The organism is Pseudomonas laurentiana (genome assembly GCF_014648275.1).
Lineage (GTDB): Bacteria > Pseudomonadota > Gammaproteobacteria > Pseudomonadales > Pseudomonadaceae > Aquipseudomonas > Aquipseudomonas laurentiana.
This window is the reverse complement of the sequence record NZ_BMQU01000001.1, coordinates 380645-395347: the sequence shown is the minus strand read 5'-3', so window position 1 is coordinate 395347 and position 14703 is coordinate 380645. Positions and strand designations below refer to the sequence as shown.

Sequence of the window (14703 nt, the reverse complement as noted above, 5' to 3'; positions counted from 1 at the left end):
ATGGCAGGGAATTTCTGCCTGCCTGCGCGGGGCCTGATCGCCAACAAGGCTGACGCCTGACAGTCATTGTACATGCCCGTAGGTGCCTGCCCTGCCGGCAAACGGCTTAATGGAACAGCGCCGCAGTCTTCTGCAGCGTCGCCCAGACGCCCCAGGCCAGCGGAACGCCCACCACCAGCCAGGCCGCCAGCACCAGCGGCATGCTCGCCGCAGAAGCGTGCCATTCCAGCTCCTTGGCACTGGTGATGGTGTTGGCCTGCGAACGTTTTTCCTCGGCGGCCAGTTGTTCGTCGGTCATGAAGTGCTTATCGGCCACCGGGCGCACCAGGGCATTGCAGATAAAGCCCAGCACCAGCAAGCCGGCCAGGATGTACAAGGTGATGTCATAGGCAGCCGCCCGCTCGACCCCAATGCTCAACTGGTACTCACGCAGGTAGTTGACCAGCACGGGCCCCAGCACCCCCGCCGCCGCCCAGGCCGTCAGCAGGCGACCATGGATTGCACCGACCATGTGCGTGCCGAACAGGTCGGCCAGGTAGGCCGGTACTGTGGCAAAGCCACCGCCGTACATGGAGAGGATGATGCAGAACGCCGCCACGAACAGGACCACGTTGCCCAGGTGCCCCATGTTCGGCACCAGCGCATACAGGGCGAAGCCCAGCGCGAAAAAGGCAAAATAGGTGTTCTTGCGGCCAATGTAGTCAGAGAACGAGGCCCAGAAGAACCGCCCGCCAATATTGAACAGGCTGAGCAAGCCGGTAAAACCAGCGGCAATCGCAGCGATCTGATTCAACTGCACAGCATTCAGCTCGCTGAAACGCAGGTCGTTCCCCAGCAACTTCCCGGCAAACACCTCCTGCAGCAGCGGCGAGGCCATGCCGAGGATACCGATACCGGCCGACACGTTCAGGCACAGCACCAGCCAGACCAAGGCAAACTGCGGGGTTTTCCAGGCCACGCTGACATGCACATGGCGATGGGTAATCATCGTATTGCTGGCTTTTTTCTGCGGTGCGACCCAGCCTTCAGGCTTCCAGCCGGAGGGCGGTACGCGGTAGGCCAGCGCGCCGCCGATCATGAAGACGAAGTAAATCGCCGCCATCACCACAAAGCTCTGCCAGACGCCAACACCCTCAGGACTGGCGAAGTGGTTCATCAGTGCCGCTGCAAGCGGCGCACCGACCATGGCCCCGCCACCAAAGCCCATGATCGCCATACCGGTGGCCATGCCACGTTTGTCCGGGAACCACTTGATCAGCGTCGACACCGGCGAGATATACCCCAGGCCCAGGCCAATACCGCCAATCACCCCGGACCCCAGCCACATCAGCCACAGTTGATGGGTGTACACACCCAACGCCGAAATCAGCAGGCCGCCGCACCAGCACAGCGCTGATACCACGCCGGCCTTGCGAGGGCCGGCATGCTCAAGCCAACCACCCCAGATCGCGGCCGAACAGCCGAGAAAAATGAAAAACAGCGTGTAGATCCAGCCCAGCATGGAGATCGGCCAGTCACAGCTCGAGGAAAACGCCTGGGTCAGAAAGCTCATGTCTGCCGAGCAGGCAACCGGCGCACTGATACCGATGGCCTTGGACAGCGGCAACCAGAACACCGAAAAGCCGTAGGCCATGCCGATACACAGGTGGATCGCCAAGGCTGCCGGCGGCACCAGCCAGCGGTTGAAGCCCGGCTGGGCGATGATGCGCTCCTTGGACAAAAAGCTCGGTGCAGGAACAATCGCACCTGCCGTAATGCTGCTCATTTATTGTTTTCCCTTATCGATCTGGACGGTTCGCAGGCCCCACATCCACCCTCGACCTTGGCGCACGCGGACAGCGAACGTTCCAGCGGCAGGCAATCAGTAAAATGCGGCAAAACGCTACACAGGTACCTGAAAACCGCGAAAGGGTACCATTTGCCGGGCTCACTGAAAGCAATCTGATATCGTCCTTTTCTAGCTACCTGACCTGTAACGAGGAACCTACATGCCTGTCGTTGTCGAAGCCGTGCGTACACCAAGCCATCAAGACCGACTGGACCTGGCGAAGATCTACGCCGATGCACCTGCCGAGCTGTTCGCCCCTGGCGAAGCCGCCGAAGCCTGGCTGGCCGCAGCCTTGGCCGACGGCAGCCTGATTGCTGCGCGGTTCAACGATCGCCTGCTAGGCGCTGCCCGCCTTACCACTCAGGATCACACCTGGCGCCTGTCGCACCTGTGCGTGCGCAGTGTGACGCGTCGACGCGGTGTGGGCCTGCGACTGGTCAGCGAAGCACAGCGAATGGCCCACGAAGCCGGGCAACCTCTGCGCCTGCAGGCCACGACCGAGTGCGCGGCCATGCAGGCACTGGCAAGCCAACTGCACCTGGCGCTGGAGCTGTCCCCAACCGCGTAATGCCGGCGCGAGCACTTAAACCGGCAACCAAACTCGCAGCGCTATACTCTGCGGCTGAATTTTCTAAAAATCGGACTACAAGGACTCGCCCATGAAAGCGTTCGGCAAAATCCTGGGGCTGGTACTTCTCGGGTTGTTGCTGATCATTGTGGCTTTGGGCTTCGCCCTGACCCACCTCTTCGATCCCAACGACTACAAAGACGAGATTCGCCAGCTGGCTCGCGACAAGGCCAACATTGAGCTGACCCTCAACGGCGACATCGGCTGGAGCCTGTTCCCCTGGCTGGGCCTGGAACTGCACGACGCCAGCATCGCGACCCTGAATGCCCCGAAAACCCCGTTCGCCGACCTGAAGATGCTTGGCCTTTCCGTGCGCGTGCTGCCCTTGCTGCGCCGCGAAGTGCAAATGAGCGATGTCCGGGTCGAAGGGTTGAACCTGACCCTGGCCCGTGACGAAAACGGCCATGGCAACTGGGAAGACTTCGGCAAGCCATTGCCAGGCAGCGCCCCAGCCACGACCACTGCGCCGGCGACCACAGCCACGCCGGCACCCGGCGAAACCAGCCCACCGGCCCCTGCCAACGAACGCCCGGTCAAGCTGGACATCGACAGCCTCACCGTCAACAACGCCCGCGTGCAGTACAGCGATGCGCGCAACGGCCAGACCTTCAATGCCGAAAGCATCCAGCTAAGCACTGGGCCGGTGCATGAAGGGGTCAACATCCCTCTGAAGCTCACCGCATTTCTCAGCGTCGGCCAACCGGTCGTACGCGCCCGCACCGAACTGAACGGCGAACTGCGCTTCGACCGCGCCCTGAAGCGCTACCAGCTCGAAGACATGAAACTCAGCGGTGAAGCCTCCGGCGAGCCGCTGCAGGGCAAGACCATGACCTTTGCCGCCCAGGGCCAGCTGCTGGTTGACCTGGCCGCCAATGTGGCCGAATGGAACAGCCTGAAGGTCTCCGCCAACCAACTGCGCGCCCTCGGCGAACTGGACCTGCGCGATCTGGACAAGACACCGAAACTCACCGGCGGCCTGTCCATCGCCCAGCTCAACCTGCGGACCTTCCTCGACAGCATCGGCTACCCCCTGCCAGCGATGGCCGACGCCACCACCCTGAGCAAATTCGAACTGGCCAGCCGCCTGCAAGGCAGCAGCACCAGCCTGGCGCTGGAAGACCTGACGGTAAAACTCGACGACAGCACCTTCAGCGGCCGGGTCGCCATCGACGACTTCGCCAAACAGGCCCTGCGCCTGCAGCTCAAGGCCGACAAGTTCGATGCTGACCGCTACCTGCCGGCTAAAAGCGAAAGCACCGCCAGTGCCAGCGCCGCACGCAAGGCCGACGTCAAAGGCAAGGAAGCCGGCGCACTCGCGGGTGGCGGCACCACGCCGCTGCCGGACGCACCGACCCAAGTGGCCTGGAGCAGTGACACGCTGCTGCCCGTGGAACGCCTGCGCCAACTCGACCTGCAAGCCGACCTGAACTTCGGAGTGCTGACCCTGAAAAAACTGCCGATCGAAGACGCCAGCCTCAAAGCCAGCGGCCAGGGCGGCCTGCTCACCCTGGAAACCCTGCGTGGCGGCCTGTACAACGGCGACTTCGAGAGCAAAGGCAAGCTCGACGTGCGCCCGGCGATCCCGCAGATCGGCTTGAGCACGCAGATCAACCGGGTACCGGTGGAACACTTCATCAAGGGCGAAGACGACACCCCGCCGCTCAAGGGCCTGCTCGACCTCACGAGCGACCTGACCGCCAGCGGCAACAGCCAGAAAGCGCTGATCGACACCCTCAACGGCAACGCCAGCTTCGCCATCAACAACGGCGTGCTGGTCAACGCCAACCTTGAACAGCAACTCTGCCAAGGCATCGCCCTGCTCAACCGCAAGGCACTGAGTGGCGAGCCGCGCGGCAAGGACACCCCGTTCGAAGAACTCAAGGGCAGCCTGGTATTGCGCAATGGCGTGGCCAGCAACCCAGACCTGAAAGTGCGAATTCCCGGCCTGACCGTCAACGGTGCCGGCGACCTCGACCTGCGGGTACTGGGCATGGACTACCGCGTCGGTGTGATCATCGAAGGTGACAAGCGCGACATGCCCGACCCGGCCTGCCAGGTCAGTGCACGCTACGTCGGCCTTGAGTGGCCCCTGCATTGCCGTGGCCCACTGGAGCTCGGCGCCAAGGCCTGCCGCGTCGACAAGGACGGCCTGGGCAAGGTGGCAGCGAAGCTGGCCGGCGACAAACTCGGCGAAAAGATCAACGAAAAATTAGGCGATAAGGTATCTCCAGAATTGAAAGACGCACTCAAGGGGCTGTTCAAGCAATGAGTCCCGAGCAGTTCTCCAGTGCCGTACTGGAGTGGTATGACCAACACGGCCGCCACGACCTGCCCTGGCAACAGGGCATCACCCCGTATCGGGTGTGGGTGTCGGAAATCATGCTGCAGCAGACCCAGGTGAGCACCGTGCTCAACTACTTCGGGCGCTTCATGGAAGCCCTGCCGACCGTTGAGGCGCTGGCCGCAGCAGAGGAAGACGAAGTGCTGCACCTGTGGACGGGCCTGGGCTATTACACCCGCGCCCGCAACCTGCAGAAGACCGCGAAGATCGTTGTCGAGCAGTACGCCGGCGAGTTCCCCCGCGACGTGGAGAAGCTCACCGACCTGCCGGGTATCGGTCTGTCCACTGCCGGTGCCATTGCCAGCATCAGCATGGGCCTGCGCGCACCGATCCTCGACGGCAACGTGAAACGGGTACTGGCCCGCTACAGTGCCCAGGAGGGTTACCCCGGCGAGCCAAAGGTGGCCAAGGCACTGTGGGCCACCGCCGAGCGTTTTACCCCGCACAACCGGGTGAACCACTACACCCAGGCCATGATGGACCTGGGCGCCACCCTGTGTACCCGCAGCAAGCCCAGTTGCCTGCTCTGCCCGCTCAAACGCGGCTGCGAAGCACACCTGCTCGGCCAGGAAACCCGCTACCCGCTGCCCAAGCCGCGTAAAACCCTGCCACAACGCAGTACGCTGATGCCCCTGCTGGCCAACCGTGAAGGCGCGATCCTGCTTTATCGCCGACCGTCCAGCGGCCTCTGGGGCGGGCTCTGGAGCCTGCCGGAGCTCGATACCCTGGCCGACCTTGAAGACCTCGCCGAACAGCATCAGTTGACCCTGGAGCGCCGTCAGGCACTGAGCGGCCTGACCCACACCTTCAGCCATTTCCAGTTGGCCATCGAACCCTGGCTGGTACACGTCGGCCATCAGGGCGAGCACGTGGCCGAGGCCGACTGGCTCTGGTATAACCTCGCCACCCCGCCGCGCCTGGGCCTTGCCGCCCCGGTGAAAAAGCTGCTCAAACGCGCAGCCGATGCCTTGAATTCAGGAGAGTCGTCATGACCCGTACCGTAATGTGCCGCAAGTACAAAGAAGAACTGCCAGGCCTGGAGCGCCAACCTTACCCGGGCGCCAAAGGTGAAGACATCTTCAACCACATCTCGCAGAAAGCCTGGGCCGACTGGCAGAAACACCAGACCATGCTGATCAACGAGAAGCGCCTGAACATGATGAACGCCGAAGACCGCAAATACCTGCAGGGCGAGATGGACAAGTTCTTCTCCGGCGAGGATTACGCCAAGGCCGAAGGCTACGTTCCACCTGCCGAATAACCCCGTAAAACCGTAAGCGACGGTATTAATTAAAAAATTTTTCAAAACTTGCTTGACCTAAGTCCGAAAAAGCCTTTTAATGCGCCCCGTTGCCCAGATAGCTCAGTCGGTAGAGCAGGGGATTGAAAATCCCCGTGTCGGCGGTTCGATTCCGTCTCTGGGCACCATCATTCAGTTCAGATGGTGCCAGCATCCTCTGAAACATCAAGAAACCCGCCTAGTGCGGGTTTTTTGTTTTCTGGGGTTTAGTCACCTCGCGGCGAAGCGACACAATGTTGATTAGAGTCAATGTGCCATCACTTTTGGATCCCTAAAATGCCTTTAGACATCCGAGAGAGAACACAGGTCTCCCATGAGCGAAGAATCCACCGCCCACTCCCTTCCCAACGCCTTGCCTGAAAGCACCACGCCAACCGCAGCGGTCACCACCAGCAAAAGCGCCCCGCGCAAAGCCGCCACACCGCACACACGCCGGGCACGCAGCACCAGCAAACCGGCAGCAGTCAAAGCCCTTGAAGCCGAAATCAGCACCGCCAGCCAGCAACCGATTGCCCTGCAGGTGATTTCCGCACCACGTGGCTCCAACGAAGACAGCTCCTCGGCGAAGCTTCCGGCCCGCTACCCGTACCGCAACCGCATGCGCCGCCCCGAATACGAAAAGGCCAAGCACGAGTTGCAGATCGAACTGCTCAAGGTGCAAAACTGGGTCAAGGAAACCGGGCAACGGATCGTCGTGCTTTTTGAAGGCCGTGACGCGGCAGGCAAAGGCGGCACCATCAAACGCTTCATGGAGCACCTGAACCCGCGTGGCGCGCGAATCGTCGCCCTGGAGAAGCCTTCCGAACAGGAAAAGGGCCAGTGGTACTTCCAGCGCTACATCCAGCACCTGCCCACGGCGGGTGAAATGGTCTTCTTCGACCGCTCCTGGTACAACCGCGCCGGCGTCGAGCGGGTGATGGAATTCTGCACCCCGTTGCAGTACCTGGAATTCATGCGCCAGGCGCCAGACCTTGAGCGCATGCTCTGCAACAGCGGCATCCTGTTGTTCAAGTACTGGTTCTCGGTGGACCGTGAAGAGCAACTGCGTCGCTTCATCTCGCGCCGTGACGACCCGCTCAAGCACTGGAAGCTCTCGCCCATCGACATCAAGTCGCTGGACCGCTGGGACGACTACACCGCGGCCAAGGAAGCCATGTTCTTCCACACCGACACCGCCGACGCCCCCTGGACCGTGATCAAGTCGGATGACAAGAAGCGCGCGCGCCTCAACTGCATTCGCCACTTCCTGCATTCGCTCGACTACCCGGGCAAGAACCTGAAAGTGGCCCACCAGCCAGACCCACTGCTGGTCGACCGTGCGTCACGGGTCATCGAGGAAGACGAAAGAACAGGCACCGAGCACCGGCTTGAGACGAGCACTCAGCCACTCTCACTGCCTGCCTGAGCCACCTGCCGCCGACTACAACGCACCAGACGCAGCTTGGGTTTCCTTACCAACTGCGTTTCAATAGCCGGACGCATCAGCTCATTTCAAGGATTTCATCGATGGCCTCCAGCAGCAAACAACAGAAACGCGCCAAACGCGCCGCCAACAAGGCCCGGGAAAACCGAATGGTGCGCAGTGGGCAGGCAGTCAAGAGCTCGTCTGACGCCTCCAGCGTGGGCGTTGAGCAGGTGTTCAACAAGGCCATGAACTCGGGCAGCTACAACGCCCTGTTCGAGAAAATGAAACAGGCCCAGGCGCAAGACAACGGCCTGCAGGCGATGATCGCGGTATTCCTCGTCGACCCATTGCTGGCCCTGGTGCTCAAGGGGCACAAGGAAGAGCAATCGACCGACTACATCGTCATGGTCTTCTGCGCCTACCGCAAATGGCTCGACGACGCCGACGAAGCCACCGCAATGGCCTGGCTGGAAAGCGACGAATTCCAGGAAGCCTATGTCGCCGCCTCGGAAGCCGTCTCGAAAGTACAGAAACGCCCGGCCTAACAGAAACCGTGCAGCCCTCTGGGCTGTGATCGCTTCAATGCGCGGCGCCTGCATCGCGGGCAAGACCCGCTCCCACAAGTGCGGAAACAATGCAGCCCTGTGGGAGGCTTGCCTGCGATGGGATTAGCGGGGTGTCAGCAAGCTCTGCGCCCACAGTAACAAAAAGGCCGCTCCCTTTCGGGTAGCGGCCTTTTTGTTCAACAGCCTTATATCAGTTGTTCAGCACGGCACGCCCAGCGGCCAGGGCCTTGTGCTTGCGCGCCGTCAGCAGGCCAGCAGCAACCACGGCGATGGTCAGCAGGCCAGTCGCGATGATCTCTACCCGATGGTCCGGACGGATCAGCATGACGGTCAGGATGCCCACGATGAACAGGATGGTCGCCCAGGTCAGGCCCGGGAACAGCCACATCTTGAAGGCGATCCTCTCACCACGGGCCATGCGCTGACGACGCATACGCAGTTGCGAGATGGCGATCACCAGGTACACCAGCAAGGCAATGGCGCCAGAGCTGGCCAGCAGGAACTCGAACACCGCCGCCGGCGCGACATAGTTGGCGAACACGGCCAGGAAAGCGGCAGCCGTCGACAACAGCACCGCCCAGTGCGGCGTACCACTGCCGTTGGTGCGCTGGGCAATTGCCGGTGCATCACCACGCTTGCTCAGGGAGAACAGCATGCGCGAGGAGGTGTACAGCGCCGAGTTCAGGCAGCTGGTTACCGCGATCAACACGACGATGTCGACGATCACCTTGGCATTCGGCACACCGATCAGGTTCAGCACGGTCTGGTAGGAACCGACTTCTGCCAGCGGGCCATGGTTCCACGGCACCAGCGCCACGACGATAAAGATCGACACGAGGTAGAACAGGCAGATCCGCCAGATGACCGAGTTGGTCGCCTTGGTGATCTGCTTGCATGGGTCTTTCGATTCGGCCGCCGCAATGGTGACGATCTCAGTACCCATGAACGAGAACATGGTGGTCAGCATGGCCGCCAGCACCGCCCCCATCCCGTTAGGCATGAAGCCCTGGGTATCGAACAGGTGGCTGACACCACTGACCTGGCTGTTCGGCATGAAACCGAAGATCGCCGCCAGCCCGAGAATGATGAAGCCGATGATCGCCACCACCTTCATCAAGGCGAACCAGAACTCGAACTCACCGTAGTTCTTCACGCTGAACAGGTTGGTTGCCGTCAGCAACAGGGTAATGATCAGGGTAAAGGCCCAGATCGCGACATTCGGAAACCAGGCATGCAAGATGGTCGCGGCGGCGTTGGCCTCCAGCGGGATCACCAACACCCAGAACCACCAGTACAACCAGCCGATGGTGAAGCCAGCCCAATGACCAATGGCCTTGTCGGCGTAGGTGGAGAACGAACCGGTGTCCGGAGAAGCCACGGCCATTTCGGCCAACATGCGCATTACCAGTACCACCAGCGTACCGGCAGCGGCGTAGGCCAGCAGCACGGCAGGGCCGGCTTCGGCGATAGCATGGCCTGAACCGACGAACAAACCGGCACCGATTACACCCGCGATGGACAGCATGGTGACATGCCGTTGCTTGAGCCCCTGAGCGAGGTCGTTGGAATTGTGCGTACCGCTCATAAAACTACCTATAGCGAGGAATGGGCGCTCTAATCCTGAATCACACCCTTCGTAAAGAAAGACTGCTACGTCCTGTTACCGGTGCCTGGAGCAAGAACTGCGCCAAAAACTGTCAGTTGCCATTGCGTACTCAGTGCAACCCTCTACAACGAGCCTTGCGGGCCTTTCGGTCAGAAGCTGGCCAAAAGGCCACCATTTGATGGCATTGCACCTCAGATTACCGAAATACTCAGTTACACATGCAGGCAGGTGCACCGAAACCGGCCAGAGGTAACACCTGTGCACATTTTTTGCGCAATTAAAGTGCAACCCAAAAGTGCAACCCGAAGACAGTCCGAAGGGCACAGGACTAAATACGGCTTCCAAGTACCGACCAAAACTGGCACCATCGCGCCTTTTTTCATCAAGGCTCCGGCCCTGGAAATGGGAGCAGGCGGACATTGGCGCGACAGTCCGCTGCAACGATGCGACACCTGCCCTCACCCCAGCCGTTTGCCCCGCCCGACGCTGTTGGCGGCCGTCAGAACGCTATGCTAGCGTGGCGCCACGCCAGGAAGGCCTACAACAGCAGGAGCGCATCAGAACTCATGAGGACCGCACATGGCCCAGGCCACGCCCGCGCTTGAAATCCGCAACCTGCACAAACGCTACGGTAGCGTGGAGATACTCAAGGGTATTTCGCTGACCGCACGCGACGGCGACGTGATCTCGATTCTGGGGTCTTCGGGTTCAGGCAAGTCCACCCTGCTGCGCTGCATCAACCTGCTGGAAAACCCGCACCAAGGCCAAATCCTTGTCGCCGGTGAAGAGCTGCGCCTGAAGGCGGCAAAAAACGGCGAGCTGGTCGCCGCTGACAACAAGCAGATCAATCGCATGCGCAGCGAGATCGGCTTCGTCTTCCAGAACTTCAACCTCTGGCCGCACATGACCATCCTCGACAACATCATCGAGGCACCTCGTCGCGTCCTGGGCCAGAGCAAGGCCGAAGCCACCGAAGCCGCCGAAGCGCTGCTGGACAAGGTCGGCATTCACCACAAGCGCCACGCCTACCCTGCCGAACTGTCTGGCGGGCAACAACAGCGGGCCGCCATCGCCCGGACCCTGGCCATGCAACCCAAGGTCATCCTGTTTGACGAGCCCACCTCGGCACTGGACCCGGAAATGGTCCAGGAAGTGCTCAACGTGATCCGTGCGCTGGCCGAAGAAGGTCGAACCATGCTACTGGTTACCCACGAAATGGGCTTTGCCCGCCAGGTGTCCAGCGAAGTGATCTTCCTGCACCAAGGCCTGATCGAAGAGCAAGGATCGCCGCAGCAGGTTTTTGAAAACCCGAACTCGGCGCGCTGCAAACAATTCATGTCCAGCAACCGCTAACGGAGCAACACGCATGCAGAGCTATAAGAAATTCCTCCTGGCCGCTGCCGCCACGCTGGTGTTTTCGGCCAATGCCATGGCTGCCGAAAAACTGAAGATGGGCATCGAGGCGGCCTACCCGCCGTTCAACAACAAGGATGCCAGCGGCCAGGTCGTCGGCTTCGACAAAGACATCGGCGACGCCCTGTGCGCCAAGATGAAAGTCGAATGCGACGTCGTCACCTCGGACTGGGACGGCATCATCCCGGCCCTGAACGCCAAGAAGTTCGACTTCCTGATCTCCTCGCTGTCGATCACCGACGAGCGCAAGCAGGCCGTTGACTTCACCGACCGCTACTACTCGAACAAACTGCAGTTCATCGCGCCGAAAAACGTCGACTTCAAGACCGACAAGGCCTCGCTCAAAGGCAAGGTGATCGGCACCCAGCGCGCCACCCTCGCGGGCACCTGGCTGGAAGACAACTACGGCAGCGACATCGACATCAAACTCTACGACACCCAGGAAAACGCCTACCTGGACCTGACTTCCGGCCGGGTCGACGCGATCCTCGCCGACAAGTACGTCAACTATGACTGGCTGAAAACCGACGCCGGCAAGAACTACGAGTTCAAGGGCGACCCCGTGGTCGAGAGTGACGAAGTCGGTATCGCCGTGCGTAAAGGCGACCCACTGCGCGAGAAGCTGAACGCTGCGCTGAAAGAAATCATCGCCGACGGCACGTACAAGAAGATCAACGACAAGTACTTCCCGTTCAGTATCTACTGATCCCCCCGACCGGCACCGCCCTTGCGGCGGTGCCCGTCCCTTGAACAAACCTGCCCATGAATATCGACCTCTACGGATTCGGCCCGGCACTTGCTGCCGGTACCTTGATGACCGTCAAACTGGCGTTGTGTGCCCTGGCACTGGGGCTGGTCCTGGGCCTGCTCGGCGCCCTGGCCAAAACCTCGCCATACAAACCCCTGCAATGGCTCGGTGGTTTCTACTCCACCCTGGTACGTGGCGTACCTGAACTGCTGTGGGTACTGTTGATCTACTTCGGCACCGTCAGCCTGATGAACCGGCTGGGCGAAGCCCTGAACATGCCTGGCCTGGAGCTCAACGCCTTCGCCGCGGGCGTCATCGCCCTCGGCCTGTGCTTCGGCGCCTATGCCACGGAAGTCTTCCGTGGTGCGATCCTGGCCATTCCCAAGGGCCACCGTGAAGCGGGCCTGGCCCTGGGCCTGTCCAAAGGCCGGATCTTCTCCAAGCTGATCCTGCCGCAAATGTGGCGCATCGCCCTGCCCGGCCTGGGCAACCTGTTCATGATCCTGATGAAAGACACCGCGCTGGTCTCGGTGATCGGCCTGGAAGAAATCATGCGTCACTCGCAGATCGCCGTGACGGTCAGCAAACAGCCGTTCACCTTCTATATGGTTGCCGCCTTCATCTACCTGGGCCTGACCATCATCGCCATGACCGGCATGCACTTCATGGAAAAACGCGCCGCACGCGGCTTCGCGAGGGCCAACCAATGAACTGGGAAGTCATCATCAAGTGGCTGCCACGCCTGGCCCAAGGCGCCACACTCACCCTGGAACTGGTCGCCATCGCGGTGATCGCCGGGCTGATCCTGGCCATCCCGCTGGGCATCGCCCGCTCGTCGCGGCACTGGTATGTCCGTGCCGTGCCCTTCAGCTACATCTTCTTCTTCCGTGGCACCCCGCTGCTGGTGCAACTGTTCCTGGTCTACTACGGCCTGGCCCAGTTCGACGCCGTGCGCAGCAGCGCCCTGTGGCCATACCTGCGTGACCCGTTCTGGTGTACGGTGCTGACCATGACCCTGCACACCGCCGCCTACATCGCCGAGATCCTGCGCGGTGCGCTGCAGGCCATCCCTCGAGGCGAGATCGAAGCCGCCCGGGCGCTAGGCATGTCCAAGGCCAAGGCGCTGTTCTACATCATGCTGCCGCGTGCCGCACGGATCGGCCTGCCGGCCTACAGCAACGAAGTGATCCTGATGCTCAAGGCCAGTGCCCTGGCCAGTACCGTCACCCTGCTGGAACTGACCGGCATGGCGCGTACCATCATCGCCCGCACCTACCTGCCGGTAGAGATCTTCTTCGCTGCCGGGCTGTTCTACCTGCTGATCTCCTTCCTGCTGGTAAACGGCTTCAAGCTGCTCGAACGCTGGCTGCGAGTCGATGCCTGCCAAGGCCGCTAAACCGGCAAGCGGGGCCGCCTCCGGCCCCGCTGCTGCCCTGGCTGACGCGGACCTGCTCAGCCGCTTCCAGGCCCTCGACCACTTCCTGCGGCAACACCAGGCACTCTGGCGCCCGCGCCCGTTCACCGAACGCCAACTGCCGTGGGAAACCGAGCACCCTGCCCTGGCCCAGTGGCTGCGCCAACGCACACTGAGCGACGCCGAAGCCGCCCACAACCACCCGGAAACACTCGACGCACCAGCGCCTTATCCACAGCTGGCGGCACAGGCCGCACAACTGGCGGCGGTCGGCGAACTGCCCGCCATCGCCATCGCCCCGGCCCCGTCGCGGCTGAACGTCGACGTACCGGGGCGCAAATGGCAACAGATCGAAGCCTTCGCCAGCCACCTGGGCTTCACCCACACCCCGCACCACTGGCTCGACTGGTGCGCAGGCAAAGGCCACCTGGGCCGCCGCCTGCTGCACAACGACCAGCACCTGACCTGCCTGGAATACGACCCAGCCCTGGTGCAGGCCGGCCAAGCACTTAGCCAACACCACAGCCTGAACGCCGAACACCGCCTGCAGGATGTGCTGGCCGACAACACCGACCAGCAACTCAGCCCACAGCACACCCCCGTGGCCCTGCACGCCTGCGGCGACCTGCACGTGCGCTTGATGCAACTGGCCAGCGCCCGTGGTTGCAACCAACTGGCCATCGCCCCGTGCTGCTACAACCGCACCCAAGGCCCGGTCTACCAACCGCTGTCGAACGCAGCCCAGGCCTCGGCGCTGCAACTGAGCCTCGACGACCTGGGCCTGCCACTGAGCGAAACCGTCACCGCTGGCGCCCGGGTACGCCGCCAACGCGACCTGTCCATGGCCCGCCGCCTCGGCTTCGACTTGCTGCAACGCCAACAACGCGGTATCGACGCCTACCTGCCCACCCCGTCACTGCCCAGCAGCTGGCTAGACAAACCCTTCGCCGACTACTGCCGCGACCTCGCCGCCCTCAAAGGCCTGCCCCTGCACGGCAACCCCGACTGGGATACCCTGGAAGCTGCAGGCCAAACGAGGCTGGCCGAAGTGCGCAACCTGGAACTGCTGCGCAACCTGTTCCGCCGCCCGCTGGAACTGTGGCTGGTGCTCGACCGCGCCCTCTACCTGCAAGCCCAAGGCTACCGGGTACAGCTCGGGCAGTTCTGCGACTACACCCTCACCCCACGCAACCTGATGCTACTGGCCGAACGCACCCCAGCCCAGTGAACAGCCTGTGGATAACTCTGTTGATGACTTTTTTGAAAACCCCTTGAAAGCCCTGGATCCAAGGCGAAACAGCGCCTGATCATTTTTTAGCCATGGGTTTTAAGCGAGAAAAAACAGCTATTTGCGCAAACACAAACGACTGTTTTAAAGGACAGGAACCCGGCAGCAGCGTGACATAGCGATTGTGAATAAGGCTTTCAGCGCCGCCAGATCACACGCCGAAAGC

13 protein-coding genes and 1 tRNA gene are annotated in these 14703 nt (G+C 61.6%); 12 read left to right on the top strand and 2 right to left on the bottom strand.

Going from position 1 to position 14703, the window contains the following annotated elements; all coding sequences use genetic code 11:
- Nucleotides 1-106: 106 nt before the first annotated feature.
- Nucleotides 107-1765: an OFA family MFS transporter gene (locus IE038_RS01850; protein ID WP_163935797.1), complete on the bottom strand. Its 1659-nt coding sequence runs from the start codon at nt 1763-1765 to the stop codon at nt 107-109.
- Nucleotides 1766-1988: 223 nt separating this feature from the next.
- Here IE038_RS01850 and panM point away from each other — a divergent pair, with 223 nt between their 5' ends.
- The 7 genes from panM (at nt 1989) to IE038_RS01815 (ending at nt 8047) form a co-directional block, all read left to right on the top strand.
- Nucleotides 1989-2396 carry an aspartate 1-decarboxylase autocleavage activator PanM gene (gene panM / locus IE038_RS01845; RefSeq protein ID WP_163935793.1) on the top strand — a complete coding sequence of 136 codons (408 nt, stop codon included), beginning with the start codon at nt 1989-1991 and terminating at the stop codon, nt 2394-2396.
- A 91-nt stretch (nt 2397-2487) separates the two neighbouring features.
- Nucleotides 2488-4725 (top strand): AsmA family protein, encoded by a 2238-nt coding sequence (locus IE038_RS01840; RefSeq protein ID WP_163935773.1) that lies wholly within the window; start codon nt 2488-2490, stop codon nt 4723-4725.
- Nucleotides 4722-5789, top strand: coding sequence for an A/G-specific adenine glycosylase (gene mutY, locus IE038_RS01835; protein ID WP_163935770.1), 1068 nt, complete (start codon nt 4722-4724; stop codon nt 5787-5789). The genes IE038_RS01840 and mutY overlap by 4 nt, the downstream gene beginning before the upstream one ends.
- Nucleotides 5786-6058, top strand: a complete 273-nt coding sequence (locus IE038_RS01830) for an oxidative damage protection protein (RefSeq protein ID WP_065760226.1) — start codon at nt 5786-5788, stop codon at nt 6056-6058. The genes mutY and IE038_RS01830 overlap by 4 nt, the downstream gene beginning before the upstream one ends.
- A gap of 91 nt (nt 6059-6149) precedes the next feature.
- Nucleotides 6150-6225 (top strand) — tRNA-Phe (locus IE038_RS01825).
- 380 nt (nt 6226-6605) lie between these two features.
- Complete coding sequence (gene ppk2 / locus IE038_RS01820) at nt 6606-7502, top strand: polyphosphate kinase 2 (protein ID WP_163935844.1); 897 nt, start codon at nt 6606-6608, stop codon at nt 7500-7502.
- A gap of 101 nt (nt 7503-7603) precedes the next feature.
- Nucleotides 7604-8047 carry a hypothetical protein gene (locus IE038_RS01815; RefSeq protein ID WP_065761809.1) on the top strand — a complete coding sequence of 148 codons (444 nt, stop codon included), beginning with the start codon at nt 7604-7606 and terminating at the stop codon, nt 8045-8047.
- A gap of 211 nt (nt 8048-8258) precedes the next feature.
- Here IE038_RS01815 and gabP read toward each other — a convergent pair whose 3' ends face one another.
- Nucleotides 8259-9653: a GABA permease gene (gene gabP, locus IE038_RS01810; protein ID WP_163935767.1), complete on the bottom strand. Its 1395-nt coding sequence runs from the start codon at nt 9651-9653 to the stop codon at nt 8259-8261.
- Nucleotides 9654-10253: 600 nt separating this feature from the next.
- On the opposite strand from gabP, the gene IE038_RS01805 reads away from it, so the two are divergent.
- The 5 genes from IE038_RS01805 to IE038_RS01785 are packed head-to-tail and all read left to right on the top strand — an operon-like array spanning nt 10254 to nt 14477.
- Nucleotides 10254-11027, top strand: a complete 774-nt coding sequence (locus IE038_RS01805; RefSeq protein WP_163935764.1) for an ABC transporter ATP-binding protein — start codon at nt 10254-10256, stop codon at nt 11025-11027.
- A 13-nt stretch (nt 11028-11040) separates the two neighbouring features.
- Nucleotides 11041-11793 (top strand): ABC transporter substrate-binding protein, encoded by a 753-nt coding sequence (locus IE038_RS01800; protein ID WP_102052226.1) that lies wholly within the window; start codon nt 11041-11043, stop codon nt 11791-11793.
- Between the two features lie 56 nt (nt 11794-11849).
- The gene (locus tag IE038_RS01795; protein ID WP_163935761.1) at nt 11850-12545 is read left to right on the top strand and encodes an ABC transporter permease; all 696 of its coding nucleotides are present in this window, start codon (nt 11850-11852) and stop codon (nt 12543-12545) included.
- The gene (locus IE038_RS01790) at nt 12542-13231 is read left to right on the top strand and encodes an ABC transporter permease (RefSeq protein ID WP_065761804.1); all 690 of its coding nucleotides are present in this window, start codon (nt 12542-12544) and stop codon (nt 13229-13231) included. The genes IE038_RS01795 and IE038_RS01790 overlap by 4 nt, the downstream gene beginning before the upstream one ends.
- A complete protein-coding gene (locus tag IE038_RS01785) occupies nt 13212-14477 on the top strand; it encodes a methyltransferase (RefSeq protein WP_189395018.1) in 1266 nt (421 codons plus the stop codon). Before IE038_RS01790 ends, IE038_RS01785 begins: the two co-directional genes overlap by 20 nt.
- Nucleotides 14478-14703: the final 226 nt, after the last annotated feature.

Coding starts and splice junctions, on each gene's coding strand:
- IE038_RS01800 (WP_102052226.1), top strand. CDS start 11,041: ATGCAGAGCTATAAGAAATTCCTCCTGGCCGCTGCCGCCACGCTGGTG.
- IE038_RS01785 (WP_189395018.1), top strand. CDS start 13,212: ATGCCTGCCAAGGCCGCTAAACCGGCAAGCGGGGCCGCCTCCGGCCCC.
- panM (WP_163935793.1), top strand. CDS start 1,989: ATGCCTGTCGTTGTCGAAGCCGTGCGTACACCAAGCCATCAAGACCGA.
- IE038_RS01790 (WP_065761804.1), top strand. CDS start 12,542: ATGAACTGGGAAGTCATCATCAAGTGGCTGCCACGCCTGGCCCAAGGC.
- mutY (WP_163935770.1), top strand. CDS start 4,722: ATGAGTCCCGAGCAGTTCTCCAGTGCCGTACTGGAGTGGTATGACCAA.
- IE038_RS01830 (WP_065760226.1), top strand. CDS start 5,786: ATGACCCGTACCGTAATGTGCCGCAAGTACAAAGAAGAACTGCCAGGC.
- IE038_RS01850 (WP_163935797.1), bottom strand. CDS start 1,765: ATGAGCAGCATTACGGCAGGTGCGATTGTTCCTGCACCGAGCTTTTTG.
- IE038_RS01840 (WP_163935773.1), top strand. CDS start 2,488: ATGAAAGCGTTCGGCAAAATCCTGGGGCTGGTACTTCTCGGGTTGTTG.
- IE038_RS01815 (WP_065761809.1), top strand. CDS start 7,604: ATGGCCTCCAGCAGCAAACAACAGAAACGCGCCAAACGCGCCGCCAAC.
- gabP (WP_163935767.1), bottom strand. CDS start 9,653: ATGAGCGGTACGCACAATTCCAACGACCTCGCTCAGGGGCTCAAGCAA.
- IE038_RS01795 (WP_163935761.1), top strand. CDS start 11,850: ATGAATATCGACCTCTACGGATTCGGCCCGGCACTTGCTGCCGGTACC.
- IE038_RS01805 (WP_163935764.1), top strand. CDS start 10,254: ATGGCCCAGGCCACGCCCGCGCTTGAAATCCGCAACCTGCACAAACGC.